Consider the following 19,749-nt stretch of genomic DNA (forward strand, 5'->3'; position numbering starts at 1 on the left):
AAAAGTTCTAGTTCTGAAGCTGAGCGAGGCGCTGCCGCGCCTCCGCCGATCCGAGTGCCGCGGCCTTCTGGTACCAGTCACGCGCGACGGTCGCGTCGCCGGCGATGCTCCGCGCGTCGCTGGTGCCCAGCACGGCCGGGTCATAGGTTTGCGCCAGCAGAAACGCGGCCGTTGCATCCTGTGCATTGGCCGCGCGCTCGAGCAGCAGGCGGGCTGCAACAATATCGCCGATCCTCAACAGGCTCTTCGCGCGTGTCATCAGCCCGGCCAGCGTGTCGGCATCGAGCGTCTTGGCTAGCGTCTTGGCGGGCGGAGTGGGCGCCGGCGGCGCCGCGACGGGTGCGGGCGCAGGTATGGGTGCCTGGGCTTGCAGCGCCGTCTGATAGGCGGTCGCGATCGCTTCGCGGCTCGGCGTTGACGGTGCAGGGGGAACCTGCGTGTCGGCGCTCGCCAGCGTCGTGTTGGTCGCGCGGTCCGAATCCTTCAGCGAGCTCTGCGTCATGGCCGGCGTGTTGGCCGACGCCATGGCTTGCTCCGGCGCGATGCCCATCCAGCTAACGGCATTGGCGGGGAAGAGGCCGCGAAAGTCGGACTGATACAGTGTGACCAGAATTGCCAGGGTGGATGCCGTCAGAACGGCCGCGAGAACGCGCGGGACAATTCTGGAGCGCACCTCAATGGGCGCATATTCGCCTGGGTCCGGCGCACCGAGCGGATCGGACAGGAAGAGTGGAATTGGATCGTCCTGCGAAAGATCGGCCCGCGCGGCGCGCGCACGGATAAAGGACGCGGTCGGCGGATGTGATGTGGCTCGATCGGAGTCGAACGCCTTCGACTCCTTCGACGGGCGATGTGCCGTCGTCTCCATGGTCATGCTCCCCATTACCAACGCAACGCAGGGGCAATTCGGCTTAAGTCTTCTTGCTTTTGTCCAAAGTGTCCCGCAAATGGAACCGGTAAAACGCAGTTGGAATCAGCCCAAAAAACGACGACGGTTTGCGCGAATTAGGAAATATTTGGGTTTGATTGAGGCGGAGCGGAGGAATGCACCACGATTTTGGCGGTGATGGTTGAGGAAGGTTTTCCTAGACTCCGCTGACTTTGACCCCGGGGCATCCAGTGGGCCGCGGCGTCTCGGCTGAAATCTCTGGCGTCTCTGAAATCTGGACCGCCCGCCTCACTACGCAATTGCGCAGAAGGCGGGCGACGACGGTCGCATATGTGGCGAGTGCGTGTGGCAGGCAAGCGCTGCGGCTCACACCATCACGGATGCAGGATCACCTTGCCCATGGCCTGGCGTCCCGCCAGAACCTTCAGTGCGTCGGCGGTTTGTGCCAGCGGGAAGGTGCGGTCGACATGCGAGGAAATCTTTCCTTCCGCGGTCCACTTCACGAGCTTCTCGAGATTGGCGCGGTTCTTGGCCGGGTTGAGCCGGGTCCATGCACCCCAGAACACGCCGCGGATGTCGCAGCCCTTCAGTAGCGCGAGGTTCAGCGGCATCTTCGGAATGTCGCCGGCGGCAAAACCGATCACCAGGAAGCGGCCTTCCCAGGCGATCGAGCGCAGTGCCTGCTCGGCATAGGCGCCACCAACCGGATCGAAGATGATGTCGACGCCCTTGCCGCCGGTGAGCTTGCGCAGGCCCTCTTTCAAATCTTCCTTGCCGTAGTTGAGCGTCAGCTCGGCGCCATGCGCTTTCGCGAATTCGAGCTTCTCGTCCGACGAGGCACAGGCGATCACCTTCAGGCCCATCAGCTTGCCGAGCTCGCAGGCAGCCAAGCCGGTGCCGCCGGCTGCTCCCAGCACCGCGAGCGTCTCGCCCGGCTTCGGGCTCGCGCGGTCTTCCAGCGCATGCAGCGCGGTGCCGTAGATGATGATGATGCCGGCCGCGCGGTCATAGTCGAGATTGTCGGGAATCTTCACGATCGATGCCGCCGGCAGCGCGATCTTTTCGCGCGCGCCGTTGTGGCCGCAGGACGCAACGACGCGATCGCCGACCTTCAGATCAGTCACGCCGGGACCGATGCTCTCGATCACGCCGGCGACTTCGGCGGCGGGCGAGAACGGGAACGGCGGCTTGATCTGGTACTTGCCCTGAATCATCAGGATGTCGAAGAAGTTCAGCGCCGCCGCCTTGATCGCGATCACCGCTTCGCCGGGACCTGCCACCGGATCCGGCACGTCGGCAAGCACGAGATCATCGGGCTGGCAATATTGCGAGCAGAGGATGGCTTTCATGGCGGCACCTTCTTGAGAATACTGGGCGTTTCGAGGCGGAATTATAGTTGGTCCGTTTCTGCCGGATTTAGTGCGGTCCGACAATCCGGTTTCTTTGTCTAGCGCAGCGTGAAGGCCTATCCTCGCGTCATTGCGAGCGCAGCGACGCAATCCAGAATCCGTCCTGCGGAAATAGTCTGGATTGCTTCGCTGCGCTCGCAATGACGAAGTAAGAAGAAAAAGAAGGATTCAAACGATGTTTGAAACGGGTCTGCTCAGGGATAAGCGCATCCTCGTCACCGGCGGCGGCTCCGGCCTTGGCGCCGCGATGGGACGTCGCTTTCTCGCGCTTGGCGCCGAGCTCGTGATCTGCGGCCGCAAGCTCGACCGGCTGGAAGCGACGGCGAGCGAGATGCGCGCGCAGACCGGCGGCAAGGTCACCACGATCGCCTGCGATGTCCGTGACGGTGGCGCCGTCGAGAGCATGATGGACGCGATCTGGCGCGAGGCGCCACTCGATATTCTCGTCAACAACGCTGCCGCAACCTTCATCGCGCAGAGCGAGCATCTGTCGTTTCGCGCCGCGGACGCGATCCTCGCGCCGACGCTGCATGGCGCGATGTATTGCACGCTCGCCGCCGGCAAGCGCTGGATCGACGGCAAGCACAACGGTGTCGTGCTCTCGATCCTCTCGACCTCGACCATCACCGGCCGCGCCTTCACGGTTCCCTCGGCGATGGCGAAGTCGGCGGTGCTGGCGATGACCAGGAGTCTCGCGGTCGAGTGGGGCCCGAAGGGCATCCGCACCGTCGCGATCGCCCCGGGCCCGTTCCCGACCGCAGGCGCCTCGGGGCAGCTCCGTCCCGAGGGCCGCGACGAAGGCTGGACCGCCCGGAACCCGATGGGGCGTACCGGCGAACACAGTGAGCTCGCCGACCTCGCCAGCTTCCTGGTCTCGGACCGTGCCGGCTATATCAATGGCGAGATGGTCGTGATCGACGGCGGCGCGCATTTGCGCAGTTCCGGCGCCGAGGATTTGTTGCGCTGGACCGACGCGCAATGGGCCGAGCAGCGGGCTGCGCGATCCAAAGGCTGAGCCGCTAACTGCCTTCCCAAATTGGACTTTCCCGGTTATCCCTGCCGGGGGACAAAGCGCGGCCGGGCCATCTTCCAGTCACAATATTGAGGGAACCACTCCAGCATGTGGCGGGTGCTGATTTTAGCCTTGATGACGGGCGTTATGGCCGTGGGAATCACCGATTCCGCGTGGGCGCAGACGACGCAACCGGCGCCCAAAGCCGCGCCAAAGGCGGCTGCACCGGCGGCCAATACAGCTCCAAAGACCGCAGCAAAGCCCGAGAGCAAGCCGGTGGCTCCAGCCACGGCGGTTGCGGGCGGCGCGGAGCCGACCCTGATCGGCCAGTTCGGCACCTGGGGCGCCTATTCGGCCACACCCAACGGCAAGAAGGTCTGCTTCGCGCTGGCCAAGCCGTCGTCGTCGAAGACCAACCCGCCGAACCGCCCGCGCGATCCCGCCTATGCCTTCGTTTCGACCCGGCCGGCGGAAAAGGTGAACAACGAAGTCTCGGTCATGATCGGCTATGCGCTGAAGCCGGGCTCGGAATCCTCGGTCGAGGTCGGGGGCGCCGCTTTCGCGATGTACACGCAGGGCGACGGCCTCTGGATCAAGAACGCGGCCGAGGAAGAGCGGATGGTCGAGGCCATGCGCAAATCCGCCGATCTCGTGGTCAAGGGCGTCTCGGCCAAGGGAACGGAGACAACCGATACGTTTTCGCTGAAGGGCCTCGCCCAGGCGCTCGACCGGATCGCCCAGGATTGCAGGCGGTAGGACTGCCGGCGTTAAGCCTGAGGGCGGCTTCACGGTCGCAATCGGCGGTTCCGGTTGCTATATAAGGGTATCCCAAAGGTGTAGCCGTCATGGCCGGGCTAAAGCGCGAAGCGCGTCTTCGCACCAGATGTCCCGGCCATCCACGCGCTAGCAACGGGTGGAACAGAACGCGGATGCCCGGGACAAGCCCGGGCACGACGAGAGATATCAGGCAACCAATGCAACCGACGACCGAGCCGCACAACGCAATCCTGGTGGAGAAGACTCCGCTCGAAACCTATGTGCCGCCGGCCAGGCCCTCGCTGATCGGCCTGTCGCGCAGCGAGCTTGCCGACCGCCTCGGCGAGATCGGCGTCGCGCCCGCGCAGCGCAAGATGCGCGTCCAGCAGCTGTGGCACTGGCTCTATTTCCGCGGCGCCCAAAGCTTCGACGATATGACGTCGATCTCGAAGGGCATTCGCGCCGAGCTCGCGCAGCATTTTACGGTCGATCGTCCCGAAGTCGTGGCCGAGCAGATCTCCAACGACGGCACCCGCAAATGGCTGCTGCGGCTGCCGAGCGGCGACAATGTCGAGCGTGCCCATGAAGTCGAGTGCGTCTACATCCCCGAGACCGATCGCGGCACGCTTTGCGTCTCCTCCCAGGTCGGCTGCACGCTGAACTGCTCCTTCTGTCACACCGGCACGCAACGGCTGGTGCGCAATCTTACCGCCGGCGAGATCGTCGGACAGGTGATGGTCGCGCGCGACCGCCTCAATGACTGGGCCGATCGCGAGGACGGCACGCGTCGCGTCACCAACATCGTGATGATGGGCATGGGCGAGCCGCTCTACAATTTCGACGCGGTGCGCGACGCGCTGCTCATCGTCGGCGACAATGAAGGCATCGGCATCTCCCGTCGCCGCATCACGCTGTCGACCTCGGGCGTGGTGCCGAACATCGTGCGCGCGGGCGACGAGATCGGCGTGATGCTCGCGATCTCGCTGCATGCGGTGCGCGACGAGCTGCGCAACGAGCTGGTGCCGCTCAACCGCAAATATCCGATCAAGGAGCTGCTGCAGGCCTGCCGCGACTATCCCGGCGCCTCCAACGCGCGCCGCATCACCTTCGAATATGTGATGCTCAAGGGCGTCAACGATTCGCTCGACGATGCGAAGCTGCTGGTGAAGCTGCTCAAGGGCATTCACGCCAAGATCAACCTGATCCCGTTCAATCCCTGGCCCGGCACGGCCTATGAATGCTCGGACTGGGACCAGATCGAGAAATTCTCCGAATACATTTTTAATGCCGGCTATTCTTCGCCGGTGCGCACCCCGCGCGGCCGCGACATCCTCGCCGCCTGCGGCCAGCTCAAGTCGGAGACCGAGAAGCTCTCGGCCCGCGAACGTCAGGCGCTGCGCGCCATGGCGATGACGGATTGATAGTTCATGCCTTCGCTCTCGCATCCTCGTCATTGCGAGCGCAGCGAAGCAATCCAGAATCTTTCCGTTGAGACAGTCTGGATTGCTTCGTCGTGGAGCCTGTCATCCGGCCCGCCGAAGGCGGGACCGGGTGGCTCCTCGCAATGACGGCGGAATTGGCATTTCTGTCATGTCCCTGATCGGCCGCCTCATCGTCATCTTCATCGGCTTTCTCGCTGCCTGCTTCGTCGGCGGCATGATCGTCGTCGTCGCGCTGTTGTTTCCGGAGTTTGCCGATCTCGGCGCCGGTCCGGTCGACCAGGGTGCGATCGACATTCTGCTCGGCTTCGGCTTCATCTTCGTCTCCGGCTTTGCGCTGGTTCCGGCGGCGGTGATCGTCGCGATCACCGAAGCGCTCTATATCCGCAGCGCGCTCGCTTATGCCGTGGGTGGCGGCGTAGTTGGCCTAGCCTGCTATCTCGGCCTCATTCCCTTTCATTCCGATACGCTCCAGTTCGAAGGCATCGTGCGGCGGCATCTGGAGATCATGACGGGCGCGGGCATCGTCTCAGGCGTGGTCTACTGGCTGATTGCCGGCTGCAACGCCGGCGCCTGGCGCAATCCGCCGCCCCCGCACAAGCCGCCTCCGCCGCTCCCGTCGAATTCGCGGCCGGATGCGCGATGAGTCGCGCCGCTTCCGGGGTTTTCATCTCCTCCCCACTCCGCTAAACCGCGCGCCATGAACCGGACTGGACTCTTCATCGCCCTGGCGCTGTGGCTTGTGATCGGCGTCGTTTTCGGCCTCTATCCCGAGCTCGATCTCAAGCTCGCCGCACTGTTCTTCGACCCCGAGACGAAGACGTTTCCGCTCAAGCTGAATGAGTGGGCGGGCGTCGCGCGCGACGCCGCCATGTGGGTCGCCTGGGCATTCGTGCTGCCGCCGCTGGTCGCGCTTGTGGTCAAGATGATCCGACCCGACCGGCCGCTGATGGTATCGGGGCGCGCGATCGTATTCCTGCTGGTCACCATCATCATGTCGGCAGGCATCCTCACCAATCTCACCTTCAAGACCTATTGGGGACGGCCGCGTCCGGTGGTGGTGACTGAGTTTGCCGGCGACCAGCAATTCGTGCCGTGGTGGGATCCGCGCGGCGATTGCGCGCGCAACTGCTCGTTCTTCTCGGGCGAGGGCGCGACCGCGTTCTGGACGCTGGCGCCGGCTGCGCTGGCGCCGCCGGCATGGCGGCCGCTCGCCTATGCCGGTGCGGTTGTGTTCGGCATGGTCACCAGCGGGCTGCGGATGGCCTTCGGCGGCCACTTCTTCACGGACGTCTCGATCGCCGGCCTCGTCACCTTCGTCGTGATCTGGTTCGCCTACGCGCTGATTTACCGCTGGCCGCGGACCCGGTTCTCGGACGAGGCGGTCGATGCCGCCCTGACCCGGCTGAACATGCCCGCCTACCGGCTCCGCCAGCGCCTGTTCGGCCGCAAGACAGGCCCCGAGCCGTCGATTTGAGCCATTAAATGCGTGCCGAGGCGCGCGAAATTTGATATTCGCGCGGTCAACCCACGAACGCCATCCGCCCCTTGAGACCCGATTGGAAGCCCCATGACCACGATCCTGAAAAGCCTGCCCAAGGGTGAGAAAGTCGGCATCGCTTTTTCGGGCGGTCTCGATACCAGCGCGGCGCTGCTCTGGATGAAGCAGAAGGGCGCGCGCTGCTACGCCTACACGGCCAATCTCGGCCAGCCCGATGAAGCCGACTACAACGAGATCCCGCGCAAGGCCGAGGCGTTCGGTGCCGAGAAGGCGGTGCTGGTCGACTGCCGCACCCAGCTGGTCCACGAGGGCATCGCCGCGATCCAGTCGGGCGCCTTCCACATCTCGACCGGCGGCATCACCTATTTCAACACCACGCCGCTCGGGCGCGCCGTCACCGGCACGATGCTGGTCGCGGCGATGAAGGAAGACGGCGTCAACATCTGGGGCGACGGCTCGACCTTCAAGGGCAACGACATCGAGCGCTTCTACCGCTACGGCCTGCTGACCAATCCATCCTTGCGCATCTACAAGCCCTGGCTCGACCAGCAGTTCATCGACGAGCTCGGCGGCCGCGCCGAAATGTCGGCGTTCATGACCGCGCAGGGCTTTGCCTACAAGATGAGCGCGGAGAAGGCGTACTCGACCGACAGCAACCTGCTCGGCGCCACGCATGAGGCCAAAGATCTCGAGAGCCTCGACAGCGGCATCAAGATCGTCAACCCCATCATGGGCGTGCCGTTCTGGCGTGACGACTGCAACGTCAAGGCCGAGAAGGTCGTCGTGCGTTTCGAGGAAGGCCATCCCACGGCGCTGAACGGCCAGACCTTCTCTGATCCCGTCGCATTGTTCCTCGAAGCCAATGCGATCGGCGGCCGCCACGGACTCGGCATGAGCGACCAGATCGAGAACCGCATCATCGAGGCGAAGAGCCGCGGCATCTACGAGGCGCCCGGTATGGCGCTGCTGCACATCGCCTATGAGCGCCTCGTCACCGGCATCCACAACGAGGACACCATCGAGCAGTACCGCATCAGCGGCATGCGCTTGGGACGCCTGCTGTATCAGGGGCGGTGGTTCGATTCGCAGGCCCTGATGCTGCGCGAGACCGCGCAGCGCTGGGTCGCGCGCGCCGTCACCGGCGAGGTGACGCTGGAATTGCGCCGCGGCAACGACTATTCGATCCTCAACACCGAGAGTCCCAACCTGACCTATGCGCCGGAACGGCTCAGCATGGAGAAGGTCGAAGACGCCGCATTCACGCCGGCCGACCGCATCGGCCAGCTCACCATGCGCAACCTCGACATCGCCGACACCCGTACCAAGCTGAAGCTCTACACGGATACGGGCCTGCTGTCGGGCAGCGAAGGCTCGCAGATCTTCCGGCTCGAGAGCGACAAGGGCTGAGGCCTTTTGTCGCCCGACCGGGCGACGCGCGACTTAATGACGGTGTCATTCTCGATCGCTAGTTTCCCGCTCCTGTTGGAAACGGGATTGCGGAGCATCGAGCATGGTCAAGGGATCGGCACTCGCCTCACTTATCGCCCTCTGTTGGACAACGTCGCTGTCGGCGCAGACGATCTATCCGATCGATCGTACCGAGATCCTGGCTGGCGCCCGGTTCGACTTCAAGGTCGAGTTTCCCGGGCCGGTCGATCCGGCCAGGCTGAAGGTGACCGTGAACGGCACGGACTATGCTGTCGCGTTCGGACGTAGCGGGACCTTCATCGATCGCGAGGACGGCAAGGACCAGTCGGCGCTGATTTTGCGCGACGTCACGCTGACCAAGCCCGGCACCGTCACGGTGGATGTCAGCGACGGCACGCAGCAGCGCAGCATCGCATGGACGGTTTACGACACCGGTCAGCGCAAGGCGAAGAACGTCATCCTGTTCATCGGCGACGGCATGTCGCCAGCGCATCGGGTCGCAGCGCGAATCCTCTCCAAGGGGATTGCGGAAGGCAAGAGCCGCGGCAAGCTCGCGATCGACGACATGCCCCATATGGCGCTGGTGGCGACCGCGGGCTCGGACTCGATCATCACGGACTCCGCGAACTCGGCCAGCGCCTATGCGACCGGCCACAAGAGCGCCGTCAACGCCCTGGGCGTCTATGCGGACCGCACCGCAAGCCCGTTCGACGATCCCCGCGTCGAAACCATCACGAGTCTTGCCAGGCGGCGGCACGGCATGGCGATCGGTGTCGTCACCAACACCGAGATCGAAGACGCGACGCCGGCCGCGATGGTTGCGCATACCCGCCGGCGCGCCGCCTATGACGAGATCGTCGAGCAGTTCTTCGCGGCGAAGCCGGATGTGCTGATGGGTGGCGGTAGCGCGAATTTTCTGCCGAAGTCCGCGGCGGGCTCCAAACGCAAGGACGAAGCCGACTACATCGCGAAGTTCCGCGACGCAGGCTATCAGGTTGCGACGACTGCGAGCGAGTTCGGCGCTTCTGCCGCAAAGCCGGAGACAAGCAAGCTGCTCGGCCTGTTCGCGACCGGCAACATGGACGGCGTGCTCGACCGCAAATTCCTCAAGGGCGGCGGCGTGAAGAAATTTCCTGAGCAGCCTGATTTGACCGAGCAGGTGCGGGCGGCGCTGAACATCCTCTCGAAGAACGAGACCGGCTTCTTCCTGATGGTCGAATCCGGACTGATCGACAAATATGCGCACCTGCTCGACATGGAGCGGGCGGTCTACGACACGATCATGCTCGACAACGCGGTGCGCCAGACGCGCGAATGGGCACGGGCGCGCGGCGACGACACCCTCATCCTGGTCCTGGCGGACCACAATCATCCCAACAGCCTTGTCGGCACGGTGAACGACGACATGGGCGCCACGCCCAACGTTCCCTTGCGCGAGCGCGTCGGCGTCTACGAGCAGGCCGGATTTCCCAATTATCCGGCGCCGGATGCGGAGGGCTATCCGTCACGCGTCGATGTGAGCCGCCGGCTCGCCATCTTCTCGGCCAGCCTGCCGGACCACTACGAGACGTTCCGCCCGAAGCTCGACAATCCCAACGAGCCGACCGTCAAGGCCGGCGACGACGGAACCTTCAAGGCCAACGACAAATACAAGGACGTCCCCGGCGCGGTGCTGCGCCCGGGCAATCTGTCGGCGATGATCGGTGCCAGCGTGCATTCGGGCGAGGACGTCATCCTGACGGCCACTGGCCCGGGCAGCGAGCGCGTGCACGGCTCGATGGACAACACCGAAGTGTTTCGCGTGATGGTCGATGCGCTTGGGCTCGCCGCAGGGCAATAGGAGCAGTCGCGTACCGCGCGACATTATGCGGCACCATCTCGCATGAGACCGGAAGGAGGTTGAAACGACCGAATGAGTGGGGCCTCGCAGCGACGGAGCGACCAATGGCGAAGTACAGAGACAATCTGCCTCAGCGCCGCGGCGGCATCTTCCTGACCGACGGCGGCATGGAGACGACCCTGATCTTTCACAAAGGTCTGGAGCTTCCTCACTTTGCTGCCTTCGTGTTGCTCGAGAGCGAGGCCGGCCGCTCGCATCTGAGGCAGTATTACGAGGCCTATCTTGCGATCGCGCGTCAGCATGGGCTCGGCTTCGTGCTCGACAGCCCGACCTGGCGCGCCAATCCTGATTGGGGTGCCAAGCTCGGCTACGATATGGACGCGCTCAGGGCCATCAACATGCGGGCAATTCGTTTTCTTGAGGAATTGCGCGGCACATGGGAGACCTCCGGCCTGCCCTGTGTGATCAACGGTGCGATCGGTCCGCGGGGCGACGGCTACAAGGCCGGCAACATGGATGCGACGGAGGCGATGGACTATCATTCGTCCCAGATCGCCTCCTTCGCCGAGGCCCGCGCCGACATGGTCACCGCGTTCACGCTGAACAGCGTCAATGAAGCCATCGGCGTGGTGCGCGCTGCAAAGGTGCACGCGATCCCGGTTGCCACTCCTTCACGGTCGCAACTGACGGTTGCCTGGTCAGGGGAGAGACCCTGCGGGAGGCGATCGAAATCGTCGATCGTGCAACGGAAAGCGCCTGCGAATATTTCCTGATCAACTGCGCTCATCCGACCCATTTCGAGAGTGCCCTCCAAGCCGGCGAGCCATGGGTCGAACGCATTCATGGCGTGAGGGCCAATGCGTCGGCCAAGAGTCATGCCGAGCTCGATGAGTCCGAGGTGCTCGACAGCGGCGATCCCGCCGATCTTGGCCGCCGTTATGTGGCGCTCAGGCGGGCATTCCCGCGCATGCAACTGCTCGGCGGTTGCTGCGGCACCGATCACAGGCATGCCGCAGCCATCTGCGCTGCCTGTGTGCCGCTTCAGGCAGCGGGCGCCTGATCCAAGCAAAAATGGCCGGGATTGCTCCCGGCCATTTTGCATTTGTGCTTCGCCTCAGCGCGGCGGCGCGGTGCCGGGGGGGGGCGGCGGCAGCGAGGCCTGGCCACCGTTGAGCAGCGGCGTGATGTTGCGGACCGTGACGCGCCGGTTGATCAGGCTCGGTCCTTGCGTCTGCTCCTTCAGATACTGCTCGCCATAGCCCTGCGAGGTCAGGTTCTCGGCGGGCACCCCGAACTGCTGGGTCAGCAATTCGGCCGCGGACTGCGCACGGCGATCCGACAATGACAGATTGTCGACCTCGTTGCCGACCGCGTCGGTGTGTCCCTCGATCAGGAACACCGCACGCGGGTTGCGCTGGATCGCACGGTTGAGACCGTCGGCGATCCCCTGCAGCCGGGCCGCCTGGTCCGGCGGGATGGTCCACGAGCCCGTCTCGAAGGTGATCGTGTTGACGTCGATGCTTGGCATCTGCATGCGAACATTGGGGCTGTAGCGGATCTCGTCGAGCGTGTAACGCCGATCGATCCGCTGTACCGGCGGTGCCTCCATGGTCTGGTAGATCACGTCCGGCGATGCTTCCTCGGCGTCGACGATGTAGCGATCGTAGGGCATGTTGACCACCGGCGGCGGCACGTCGACATAGAAGCCGCCGACCGACCGCGGATCGCGGTAGCTGTTGTCGATGATGATGATCTCGCGCCCGCCGGGGTCCCTGCGGATTCGCCGCAGCAGCGAACCGTCGGGACCGACCACGGTGATGACCTCGCTGCCATCAGGACGGATCACGACCGTGCGGGTCTCGCCGCCGACGGTGTCGGTGCGGATGTCGCGGGCGCCATAGCGGAAGCGATAGAGGTCGTTGCCGCGGACGTAGGCCTGCCCGCCTGGATCGCGGATGATGATGCGATCCGGTTCGGTGTAGACGGTGCGGCCGCCTTCGATGGCCTCGCGTCGCTGGTTGTGCAGGTCGGCAATGGTGGCTCCGATCACGGCACCGGCCACCACGCCCGCACCGATCGCGAGCGGTGTCAGGTCACGCTGCGGCGGGCGCGGCGGAGGTGGCAGCGGTGCGACGACTGTCGGCCTGGCCTGGAAGGCAGGCGTAACCGTCGGCGGAGCGAATTGCGCCCGGTTGGGCGGCGGCGTTGCGGCCGCTGAGCCCGGGACTGTGCTCGGCGCAGCGGCACCGGCGGGCGCCGCGGGCCGCGGCGGGAGGCCGCCGGCCTGGGGCGGCGCAGCCGGAGTTCCGGCTGCGGGCGCGCCAGCAGGAGGCGTTCCGCCCTGTTGACCAGGGGTCGGCGTCGCCGCCGGAGCTGTGCCGGGGGCGGGCGTCGGTCCTGCACCGGGACGGCCCGGCAGCGGCGTCGGAGCGCCACCGGGGGCCGGCGTGGCCGTTGGAGCGGGCGCGGCACCGGGGGCCGGTGTCGGTGATCCTGCAGCCGGAGGCGTGCCGGGACGTCCGCCGGGCGGCGGGGTGCCCGGGCGTCCAGTCGGCGGTGCGCCGGGCGTGGCGCCCGGTGCCGGCGTTGCCGTCGGCGCAGGTGTCGCCGTCGGAGCAGGCGTGGCGGTCGGTGCAGCCGCGCCAGGGCGGGCCGCAGGCGCGGCCGGTGAAGGCGACGGCGTAGCCGCAGGTGCCGGACGTGCGGGTGCTGCTGCGGGCGGCGTTGCTGCTGCCGGCGGAGTCGGAGCGGGACGCGCGGCAGGCGGAGCTGCGGCGGGAGGCGGCGTCGGCGTGTGCTGCTGCGCGGCCGGCGGCGGCGGAGTTGGCGCAGGCGCATGCTGCTGGGGTGCCGCAGCTGGAGGCGGCGACGGCTGCTTGGGCGCTGCCGGCGGTGGGGGTGGCGGCGGAGGCGGAGGTGCCGGACGTGCCGCAGGCGGAGGAGGCGGTGGTGGGGTCGGGCGCGATGGCGCGGCAGCCGGCGGCGGCGGAGCGGGAGGATGCGGAGGTGCAGCTGCGGGCGGCGGCGCCGTGGGGCGCGCAGGAGCTGCAGGCGGTGCCGCGGCAGGAGGAGGTGGTGCGGCAGGACGTGCGCCAGGCGGCGGTCCCTTCGGCGCTTCCTTCGGAGGCTGCTTCGATTTGTCGGTCTCTGGTGGTTGTGTCTGCGCCTGCGCGACCACGAGCGGCGGCGCGCTTTGCGCATGCGATGCGGAGCTTGCGAATTGCATCGCGGTCAGAGCCGTCGTTGCAAGCAGCACGAAACGAAGGTTGGTCATGATGGTGAACTTCCCCGGAAGGTTCTTTGACGAAGTGTCGGGATGAACAGCTACGCGTTAGGCCGGAATGTGGCGGGCGAAGAGGTCGCGGGCCGATTTATTTCTGCACGCAAATCACCTCACTATGGTGACGTTCATTGCGCATTCAGACGCAGGTTGCAATTGCCTCACATGTGATGCTTCGCCTCACATGTGATCGCGCAGCGAACTTGCATCTGTCGCGGGATTCGGCGTGAGCGGTCCGTTCGGTCCGCGCGATGGAATCTCTTCCGGCACGTGGCCCGGCAGTTCGTCGGGCCGCGGTGATTCGCCGGGCTCGCGCACCGGCGGCGCAATTTCAGGCTGCGGATTGCCCGGCGGAATTCCAGGCGGCGGCTCGGTGGGGGTGCCTGGTGTTGCCGGCGGAATCTCGGGCGGTTCGATCGGCATCGGCATCATCGAGGTCAGTTGTCTGGAGAATGACAACGATGATGCCGCGCCGATGTTCCTTGTCGTGTCGTGCCTGAACGCGCGCTATTCCGGCGCGTGGCAGACGGCCTCGATGTTGTGTCCGTCAGGGTCGAGCACGAACGCGCCGTAATAGTTCGCATGATAATGCGGGCGGATGCCGGGTGCGCCGTTGTCGCGACCGCCGGCCGCCATGGCCGCCTTGTAGAAGGCGTCGACCGTGGCGCGATCCTTCGCGAGAATCGCGATATGCACCGGCTTGTTCATCGCGCCTTCGGCACCGAACCAGAGGTCCGGCTTGCCGTTGGCGCCAAAGCCTGCCGCCGGAGCGTGGCCGGTCTGCTCCGCCGTCACTTCCATGATCAGGCTGTAATCGAGCGGTGCCAGCGCCTTGGCGTAGAACGCTTTCGCGCGCTCATAGTCGGAGACCGAAAAACCCAAATGGTCGATCATCGCAAATCTCCCTTGCTCACGGTTAGCGCGACAGGAACGTATTGCTCCGCGTCTTGCGCGCGATCGCAAAGCCGCGCGCGACCATGTCAGCGATACAATCCTGCTGCCATTCGTTTTGTGACAGATGCTCGATCACCACCGCGCGCGGCCACAGCGATTGCGGCGCGTCGCGGAAGAAGCCGATCAGCACGCGGTCCTCGAAGCCCTCGACGTCGATCTTGAGCGAATCGACTTGGCCGACGCCGGCCTCGTCCAGAATGCGTGTCAGCCGCAGTGATGGGACCTTGATGGCGTCCGCGCTGGCCGTGCCGGTGACGACGTGCGTGGCGCCGAGATTGCCGCCGCCGCTCTCGATCATGAGCTCGCCGTCGCTGTCACCGGCGGCAGCCTGCACCAGGCGCACCTGCATCGTCTTCGACGCGGCGTGATTGAACGAAAGCCGTCCAAACGTCATCGGATGCGGTTCGATCGCGACCACCTTGCCATTGGTGCCGACCTGCTGCGCCATCACCAGGGCAAAGGTCCCGACATTGGCGCCGACGTCGACGAACACGCCGCCTGCCGGGGTGTGCCGGCGCAGGAAGTCGAGTTCGTCGAGATTGTAGTCGGGATTGAACAGCGCGCCGCGCTCGGTCGCGCTGCCCTGGTGATAGAAGCGGAACGAGGCGCCCTGGTACTGCACATCGATCGGCCCGCCGCGCATCAGGTTGACCAGCCGCGACATCCACGGGCGGAACGCACCGCGCTTCAGCCCCGACTGTTGCGCAAGGCGGATGATCGCAGCCTGCGCCGCGTTCGGCGCAAACGCGCCGAACGGCGCGGACGAAGGGGCGTTGTCGGGCGTCAAGCAGGCGATCCTCGTTGCAAGCGGCGCATGCATAGCCGGTTTTGCCGGGGACTCCAACGCTCCATCACAGCTGTCGTCCCGGGGCGCGAAGCGAGCCCGGGACCCATAACCCCAGGGAGGAGTTGTGACATGGGACTGGCAACTACGAGTCCTCGCCAAACTCAATCCCGTGGCTATGGGTCCCGGGCTCGCGCTTCGCGCGCCCCGGGACGACAGCGTGTCACGCCGCCTTTTTTGGCGCCGCCTTCCGCTGCCTCAGGAATCGCCCGAGCAGCTTGCGCTTGCCCTTGCGCGGGATCAGGTCGATATCGCTGACGAGCTTGGCGCCGCCCTTGCGGCGTTCCAGCACGATCTTGCGGCTGTGGAAGGCTTCCAGCTCGACCCGATGGGCGACGCTGACGATGGTCGCCTTCGGCAACTCGTCGGTGACCATCTGCATCATCTTGTCCTGGCTCTTCTCGTCGAGCGCGGAGGTCGCTTCATCGAGCACGACGATGTCGGGGTTGTGCAGCAGCAGCCGCGCGAAGGCGAGGCGCTGCTTCTCGCCGCCTGACAGCGTCTGGTCCCACGGTCCCTCTTCCTCGATCTTCTCCTTGAGGTGGTCGAGGCCGACCTTGTGCAGGGCTTCGCCGATCTCCTCCACGGTCCAGTCGTCCTCGGCGCCGGGATAGGCGACGGCGCGGCGCAGGCTGCCGGACGGCACGTAAGGCCGCTGCGGCAGCATGAACAGGCGCCGGTCGGGATGGAAATTGACGCTGCCGCCGCCCCATGGCCAGAGCCCCGCGATGGCGCGCACCAGCGTGCTCTTGCCGGTGCCGGATTCACCGGCGACGAGCAGCCGCTCGCCCGGCTCGATCACCACCTCGGTCTCGCCGACCACGGCCGTGCCGTCGTCGAGCGTGACGGAGAGATCCTTCATCTCTAGCATGGCGTCGTTGCTGGTCTCGCCGCGCTTGATGCGGCCGAGGCCGTCGCCCTGCTCGGCGCGCTCGAGGCCGTCGAGCGACATCATCAGCGAGGCGATGCGACGCGCGCATGCGTTCCAGTCGGCGAGCCGCGGATAATTGTCGACCAGCCAGCCGAACGCGCTCTGCACGATGGTGAAGGCGGAGGCCGCCTGCATCACCTGTCCGAGCGTCATGCTGCCGTCGAGGAATTTTGGCGCGCAGAGCAGGAGAGGGACCACGGGAGCAACAAGGCTCGAGCCTTGCGACACCAGTGTTGTGCGCATGTGCTGGCCGGCCAAACGCGCCCACTGCCGCAGCACGTTGGTGAAATTCCGATCGATGCCGCCGCGCTCCTCCTCCTCGCCGCCGAGCAGCGCGATGCTCTCGCCGTTCTCGCGCACGCGCGTCAGCGTGTAGCGGAAATCCGCCTCGGCCTGGTTCTTGTCCTCGGAGACCTGCACGAAGCGCCCGCCGATCACCAGGATCGAACCGGAGGCGATTGCGGCGTACAGGATCGCGGCGATGACGAGGAAGCCGGGGATGGTGATGGTCGATCCCGCAAGCGTGACCGTGAGCGCGCCGCCGATGGTCCAGAGCACGATGATGAAAGTGACCGCCGACAACAGCGCTGAGGTCACGCCGGCGAGGAAATCGACCGGGGAATCGGTCGCCACGCGCAGATCCTCGGCGATGCGATATTCAGGGTTCTTGTGGTCGCCGCCGACCAGGTTGAGCTGATAATAGCGCCCATTGGCCAGCCAGCGCGTCAGCACGCTTGCCGTGAGCCAGGCGCGCCAGCGGCGCTGGATTCCCATGCGCGCGAACACCTGCGCGACGCCGAGCACGATGCTGCCGATCGCGAGCGGGAAGAACACCGCGGTGAGATGGAAGACGGTGCTCGCCTCGCGCTTCTCGATGGCGTCGAAGATCGCGCGATTCCAGACGTTGATGCCGTATTGAAAGCCGACGGTGAGGACGATCAGCACGACGAGGCCGATCGAGTAGAGCCACGCCAGCCGGTCGCCGTTGCGGCCCCAGAAGCCACGTGAGCTGATCCAGAAGCGCGTCAGCAGATAGTCCTTGCGAACCTGCTCTGCCTCCTCGGGCGAGAGTGCGGGATCGGGTTCAATAACCTCCGGCGGCGGCGGCGTGACCTCGTCGCCGTTCTCGCCCTTGATCTCGACAATGGGGGGCTTCCTGCCCTGTTCGCGCTTTGCGGCCAGCTTGTGCATGAGCGGATAACGCGAACCAAATCAATCGGTTCCCGTTGGTTCCATGCCAGCCTCACTCGGCGGCGCCGTCGCGGACCGGCCGGAGCCTCGCGGCCCGATGAAGAACGCGCGACAATTCCTCGATCGAATAGGGCTTTTGCACGAGATCGAAGCCGGCGGCGCCATCTTGTGACAGGGCCTGACTGTAGCCGGTGGTCAGCACGATCGGCACGCGGATGCCGCGCTCGCGGATCGCCTGCGCCAGATCGAGCCCGGTCATCCCGGGCATCACCACGTCGGAGAACACGACGTCGAAGCGATCTGTGTCCACGGTGAGCTCGGCAAGCGCGTCGGTGGCGTTGTCCACCAAAGTGATGCTGTAACCGAGCTCGGTGAGGCCGTCGGCCGCGAAATTGGCGAGCTCGATATTGTCCTCGACCAACAGCACCGACATGCCGCTGCCGGCCACTGCCGGTGCGGTGTTGGGCGCCTGCCGCTGCGGCAGCAGGTCTGCCGGCATGCGCGGCAGATAGAGGGAGAAGGTGCTGCCCTGGCCGACCTCGCTCTCGACAGTCACCTCGCCGCCGGATTGCCGGGCGAAGCCGAACACCTGCGACAGGCCGAGACCGGTGCCCTGGCCGACCTGCTTGGTGGTGAAGAACGGCTCGAAGATGCGGCCCAATCGTGCGGCGGGAATGCCGATGCCGGTGTCGCTGACGGCGACACTGACGAAGCCATCGCCGCCTGCAAGATCATGGCTGCCCGAAACGTGCACCAATGTATCGGGTATGGTCGCCGCCGCCTGCACGGCGAAGGTGATCCTGCCTTTGCCCTGCATGGCGTCGCGCGCATTGGTCGCCATGTTGATCAGAGCCGTCTCGAACTGGCCGGCATCAGCCTTGACGAGGCAGGGCTCGGTCGGCAGCCGGATTCCGATCTCGATCGCCGGCCCGAGCAACGTGGCGAGCATGTCGTGCAGCGACTGCATCCGTTCCCCGACGTCGAACACTTCCGGTTTCAGGGTCTGGCGCCGCGCGAACGCCAGCAGCTGCGAGGTCAGCTTGGCGGCGCGCGCGACCGCGTCCGCAATGGCATTGATGTAGCGCTGCCGCCGCTCCTCGCTCCGCTGCGGCCGGTTCAACAGGTCGACCGAGGCGCGGATCACGGTGAGGAGATTGTTGAAGTCGTGCGCGACACCGCCGGTGAGCTGGCCGAGCGCTTCCAGCCGCTGGCTGTGCTTGAGCGCCTCCTCGGCCTCGCGTCGCGCTGCGGCCTCGGCGTGGAGATGCTGGGTGCGCCGGAACGCGAGCGCAAGCAGCAGAAACAGCAGCGCCGTGGCGGGAATGCCGAACACCAGATGCTGGCCCATGGTGGCGAGCCAGCGCGCGCGGATCGCCGCGGTCTCGAGCCCGGCGCTGACATAGATCGGATATTCGGCGACGCGCCTGTAGCCGACGCGCCGCTCGATTCCGTCCGAGGGCCAGGCGATGGTGATGAGGCCGTGCTCGGGGTGAGCGGCGATCTGCTGCCCGACCGGCCCGGTCGGATCGAGCCGGAAGTCGCGGTCGAGCCGGGGAAAATGGGTGAGCACCACGCCGTCCGTGCGTCCCATGGCGAAGAAGCTGCCGGGATCGGAGCCGATCCTGGCATAAAAGCTCTCGAAATATTCCGGCAGGACGGAGGCCTGGATGACGCCGATGAAGCTGCCATCGTCGGTTTCGCGGCGCCGGCTCATGCCGAAGAAGCGTGCCCCCTGATAGGGCGGACGCGGCGTCAGGGCTGCGCCGACGAACGTGCCAATGTTCTGGTCGACATGGGCGTAGAAGTAATCGCGGTCCGCAAAACTCAGATCCTGCGGTGGCGAGGCGAGGCTGTTGACCAGCGATTTCCCGTTCGAGTCGAAGATCCAGGCCGATTTGAGCTGCGGCAGCGCATCGGTCAGCCGTTTCAGGCGGCGATGCAGCGCCGGTTCGCGCGAGCGGATGACCTCGTCGGGAAGGCCGCGCACGACTTCGTTGAGTTCGGCCAAGCTGCGGTCGATGGTCTCGAACACCTTGAGCGCGTGCTCATGGGCGACATCGAGCGTGCGCTCGATCTCGCGGTCGGCGATGTCCTTCGTCGATGTGTAGGAGATCGTGGAGGTGAAGACGAACAGTGCAATCGGCAGCGCCAGGGATGCCGCCATCATCCACTGCAACAGTCTCAGCGAGTTGCGTTGCGCACCCTGCACAGTCGCTCCGGTCCCTGACCGGAGAGCTTACTTGAAATTCCCGCTGGGAAGGAAGTGGCCTGTCGA

The 19,749-nt window shown here is 65.6% G+C and carries 15 protein-coding genes and 1 pseudogene; 8 read left to right on the forward strand and 8 right to left on the reverse strand.

Translation table 11 applies throughout. The features are described from left to right. Positions 1-7 precede the first annotated feature (7 nt). Both ABIB99_RS29480 and ABIB99_RS29485 read right to left on the reverse strand, forming a co-directional pair. Complete coding sequence (locus tag ABIB99_RS29480; RefSeq protein ID WP_063985984.1) at positions 8-868, reverse strand: hypothetical protein; 861 nt, start codon at positions 866-868, stop codon at positions 8-10. Positions 869-1,263: 395 nt separating this feature from the next. Further along, positions 1,264-2,238, reverse strand: a complete 975-nt coding sequence (locus ABIB99_RS29485; protein WP_014490699.1) for an NADPH:quinone oxidoreductase family protein — start codon at positions 2,236-2,238, stop codon at positions 1,264-1,266. A gap of 235 nt (positions 2,239-2,473) precedes the next feature. On the opposite strand from ABIB99_RS29485, the gene ABIB99_RS29490 reads away from it, so the two are divergent. From ABIB99_RS29490 to ABIB99_RS29525, 8 genes and pseudogenes are all read left to right on the forward strand, one after another. Then, a complete protein-coding gene (locus ABIB99_RS29490) occupies positions 2,474-3,313 on the forward strand; it encodes an SDR family oxidoreductase (protein ID WP_354178852.1) in 840 nt (279 codons plus the stop codon). 105 nt (positions 3,314-3,418) lie between these two features. Next, positions 3,419-4,066 carry an invasion associated locus B family protein gene (locus ABIB99_RS29495; protein ID WP_354178854.1) on the forward strand — a complete coding sequence of 216 codons (648 nt, stop codon included), beginning with the start codon at positions 3,419-3,421 and terminating at the stop codon, positions 4,064-4,066. A 218-nt stretch (positions 4,067-4,284) separates the two neighbouring features. Beyond that, a complete protein-coding gene (rlmN, locus tag ABIB99_RS29500) occupies positions 4,285-5,487 on the forward strand; it encodes a dual-specificity RNA methyltransferase RlmN (RefSeq protein WP_071908693.1) in 1,203 nt (400 codons plus the stop codon). A 169-nt stretch (positions 5,488-5,656) separates the two neighbouring features. Continuing rightward, positions 5,657-6,151, forward strand: coding sequence for a hypothetical protein (locus tag ABIB99_RS29505; RefSeq protein ID WP_354178856.1), 495 nt, complete (start codon positions 5,657-5,659; stop codon positions 6,149-6,151). A 54-nt stretch (positions 6,152-6,205) separates the two neighbouring features. Further along, positions 6,206-6,982 (forward strand): phosphatase PAP2 family protein, encoded by a 777-nt coding sequence (locus ABIB99_RS29510; RefSeq protein WP_085402964.1) that lies wholly within the window; start codon positions 6,206-6,208, stop codon positions 6,980-6,982. 93 nt (positions 6,983-7,075) lie between these two features. After that, entirely contained in the window at positions 7,076-8,413 is a 1,338-nt protein-coding gene (argG, locus tag ABIB99_RS29515; protein WP_354178859.1) for an argininosuccinate synthase, read from the forward strand. 103 nt (positions 8,414-8,516) lie between these two features. Beyond that, complete coding sequence (locus ABIB99_RS29520; RefSeq protein WP_354178861.1) at positions 8,517-10,274, forward strand: alkaline phosphatase; 1,758 nt, start codon at positions 8,517-8,519, stop codon at positions 10,272-10,274. A 104-nt stretch (positions 10,275-10,378) separates the two neighbouring features. Beyond that, positions 10,379-11,334: pseudogene (locus ABIB99_RS29525) on the forward strand (homocysteine S-methyltransferase family protein). 54 nt (positions 11,335-11,388) lie between these two features. Here the strand turns inward: ABIB99_RS29525 and ABIB99_RS29530 are convergent. The 6 genes from ABIB99_RS29530 to ABIB99_RS29555 all read right to left on the reverse strand — a co-directional run bounded on the left by ABIB99_RS29530 (position 11,389) and on the right by ABIB99_RS29555 (position 19,683). After that, a complete protein-coding gene (locus tag ABIB99_RS29530) occupies positions 11,389-13,548 on the reverse strand; it encodes an OmpA family protein (protein WP_354178863.1) in 2,160 nt (719 codons plus the stop codon). Positions 13,549-13,734: 186 nt separating this feature from the next. Then, positions 13,735-13,977 carry a hypothetical protein gene (locus ABIB99_RS29535; protein ID WP_085403099.1) on the reverse strand — a complete coding sequence of 81 codons (243 nt, stop codon included), beginning with the start codon at positions 13,975-13,977 and terminating at the stop codon, positions 13,735-13,737. A gap of 84 nt (positions 13,978-14,061) precedes the next feature. Then, positions 14,062-14,448: a VOC family protein gene (locus tag ABIB99_RS29540; RefSeq protein ID WP_208083890.1), complete on the reverse strand. Its 387-nt coding sequence runs from the start codon at positions 14,446-14,448 to the stop codon at positions 14,062-14,064. Positions 14,449-14,470: 22 nt separating this feature from the next. Next, positions 14,471-15,295, reverse strand: a complete 825-nt coding sequence (locus ABIB99_RS29545; RefSeq protein ID WP_354178865.1) for an FkbM family methyltransferase — start codon at positions 15,293-15,295, stop codon at positions 14,471-14,473. Between the two features lie 220 nt (positions 15,296-15,515). Further along, positions 15,516-17,474, reverse strand: a complete 1,959-nt coding sequence (locus ABIB99_RS29550; protein ID WP_354178867.1) for an ABC transporter ATP-binding protein/permease — start codon at positions 17,472-17,474, stop codon at positions 15,516-15,518. A 52-nt stretch (positions 17,475-17,526) separates the two neighbouring features. After that, on the reverse strand, positions 17,527-19,683 hold the full coding sequence (locus ABIB99_RS29555; RefSeq protein ID WP_354178869.1) for a hybrid sensor histidine kinase/response regulator family protein: 2,157 nt from the start codon (positions 19,681-19,683) through the stop codon (positions 17,527-17,529). Positions 19,684-19,749 lie beyond the last annotated feature (66 nt).

It is taken from the genome of Bradyrhizobium sp. LA6.1, from assembly GCF_040547805.1.
In the GTDB taxonomy this organism is placed as follows: domain Bacteria; phylum Pseudomonadota; class Alphaproteobacteria; order Rhizobiales; family Xanthobacteraceae; genus Bradyrhizobium; species Bradyrhizobium barranii.

Excerpts from the sequence above, each read along its gene's own strand:
- ABIB99_RS29480 (WP_063985984.1), bottom strand. The coding sequence starts at position 868 with ATGGAGACGACGGCACATCGCCCGTCGAAGGAGTCGAAGGCGTTCGAC.
- ABIB99_RS29485 (WP_014490699.1), bottom strand. The coding sequence starts at position 2,238 with ATGAAAGCCATCCTCTGCTCGCAATATTGCCAGCCCGATGATCTCGTG.
- ABIB99_RS29490 (WP_354178852.1), top strand. The coding sequence starts at position 2,474 with ATGTTTGAAACGGGTCTGCTCAGGGATAAGCGCATCCTCGTCACCGGC.
- ABIB99_RS29495 (WP_354178854.1), top strand. The coding sequence starts at position 3,419 with ATGTGGCGGGTGCTGATTTTAGCCTTGATGACGGGCGTTATGGCCGTG.
- rlmN (WP_071908693.1), top strand. The coding sequence starts at position 4,285 with ATGCAACCGACGACCGAGCCGCACAACGCAATCCTGGTGGAGAAGACT.
- ABIB99_RS29505 (WP_354178856.1), top strand. The coding sequence starts at position 5,657 with ATGTCCCTGATCGGCCGCCTCATCGTCATCTTCATCGGCTTTCTCGCT.
- ABIB99_RS29510 (WP_085402964.1), top strand. The coding sequence starts at position 6,206 with ATGAACCGGACTGGACTCTTCATCGCCCTGGCGCTGTGGCTTGTGATC.
- argG (WP_354178859.1), top strand. The coding sequence starts at position 7,076 with ATGACCACGATCCTGAAAAGCCTGCCCAAGGGTGAGAAAGTCGGCATC.
- ABIB99_RS29520 (WP_354178861.1), top strand. The coding sequence starts at position 8,517 with ATGGTCAAGGGATCGGCACTCGCCTCACTTATCGCCCTCTGTTGGACA.
- ABIB99_RS29530 (WP_354178863.1), bottom strand. The coding sequence starts at position 13,548 with ATGACCAACCTTCGTTTCGTGCTGCTTGCAACGACGGCTCTGACCGCG.
- ABIB99_RS29535 (WP_085403099.1), bottom strand. The coding sequence starts at position 13,977 with ATGCCGATCGAACCGCCCGAGATTCCGCCGGCAACACCAGGCACCCCC.
- ABIB99_RS29540 (WP_208083890.1), bottom strand. The coding sequence starts at position 14,448 with ATGATCGACCATTTGGGTTTTTCGGTCTCCGACTATGAGCGCGCGAAA.
- ABIB99_RS29550 (WP_354178867.1), bottom strand. The coding sequence starts at position 17,474 with ATGCACAAGCTGGCCGCAAAGCGCGAACAGGGCAGGAAGCCCCCCATT.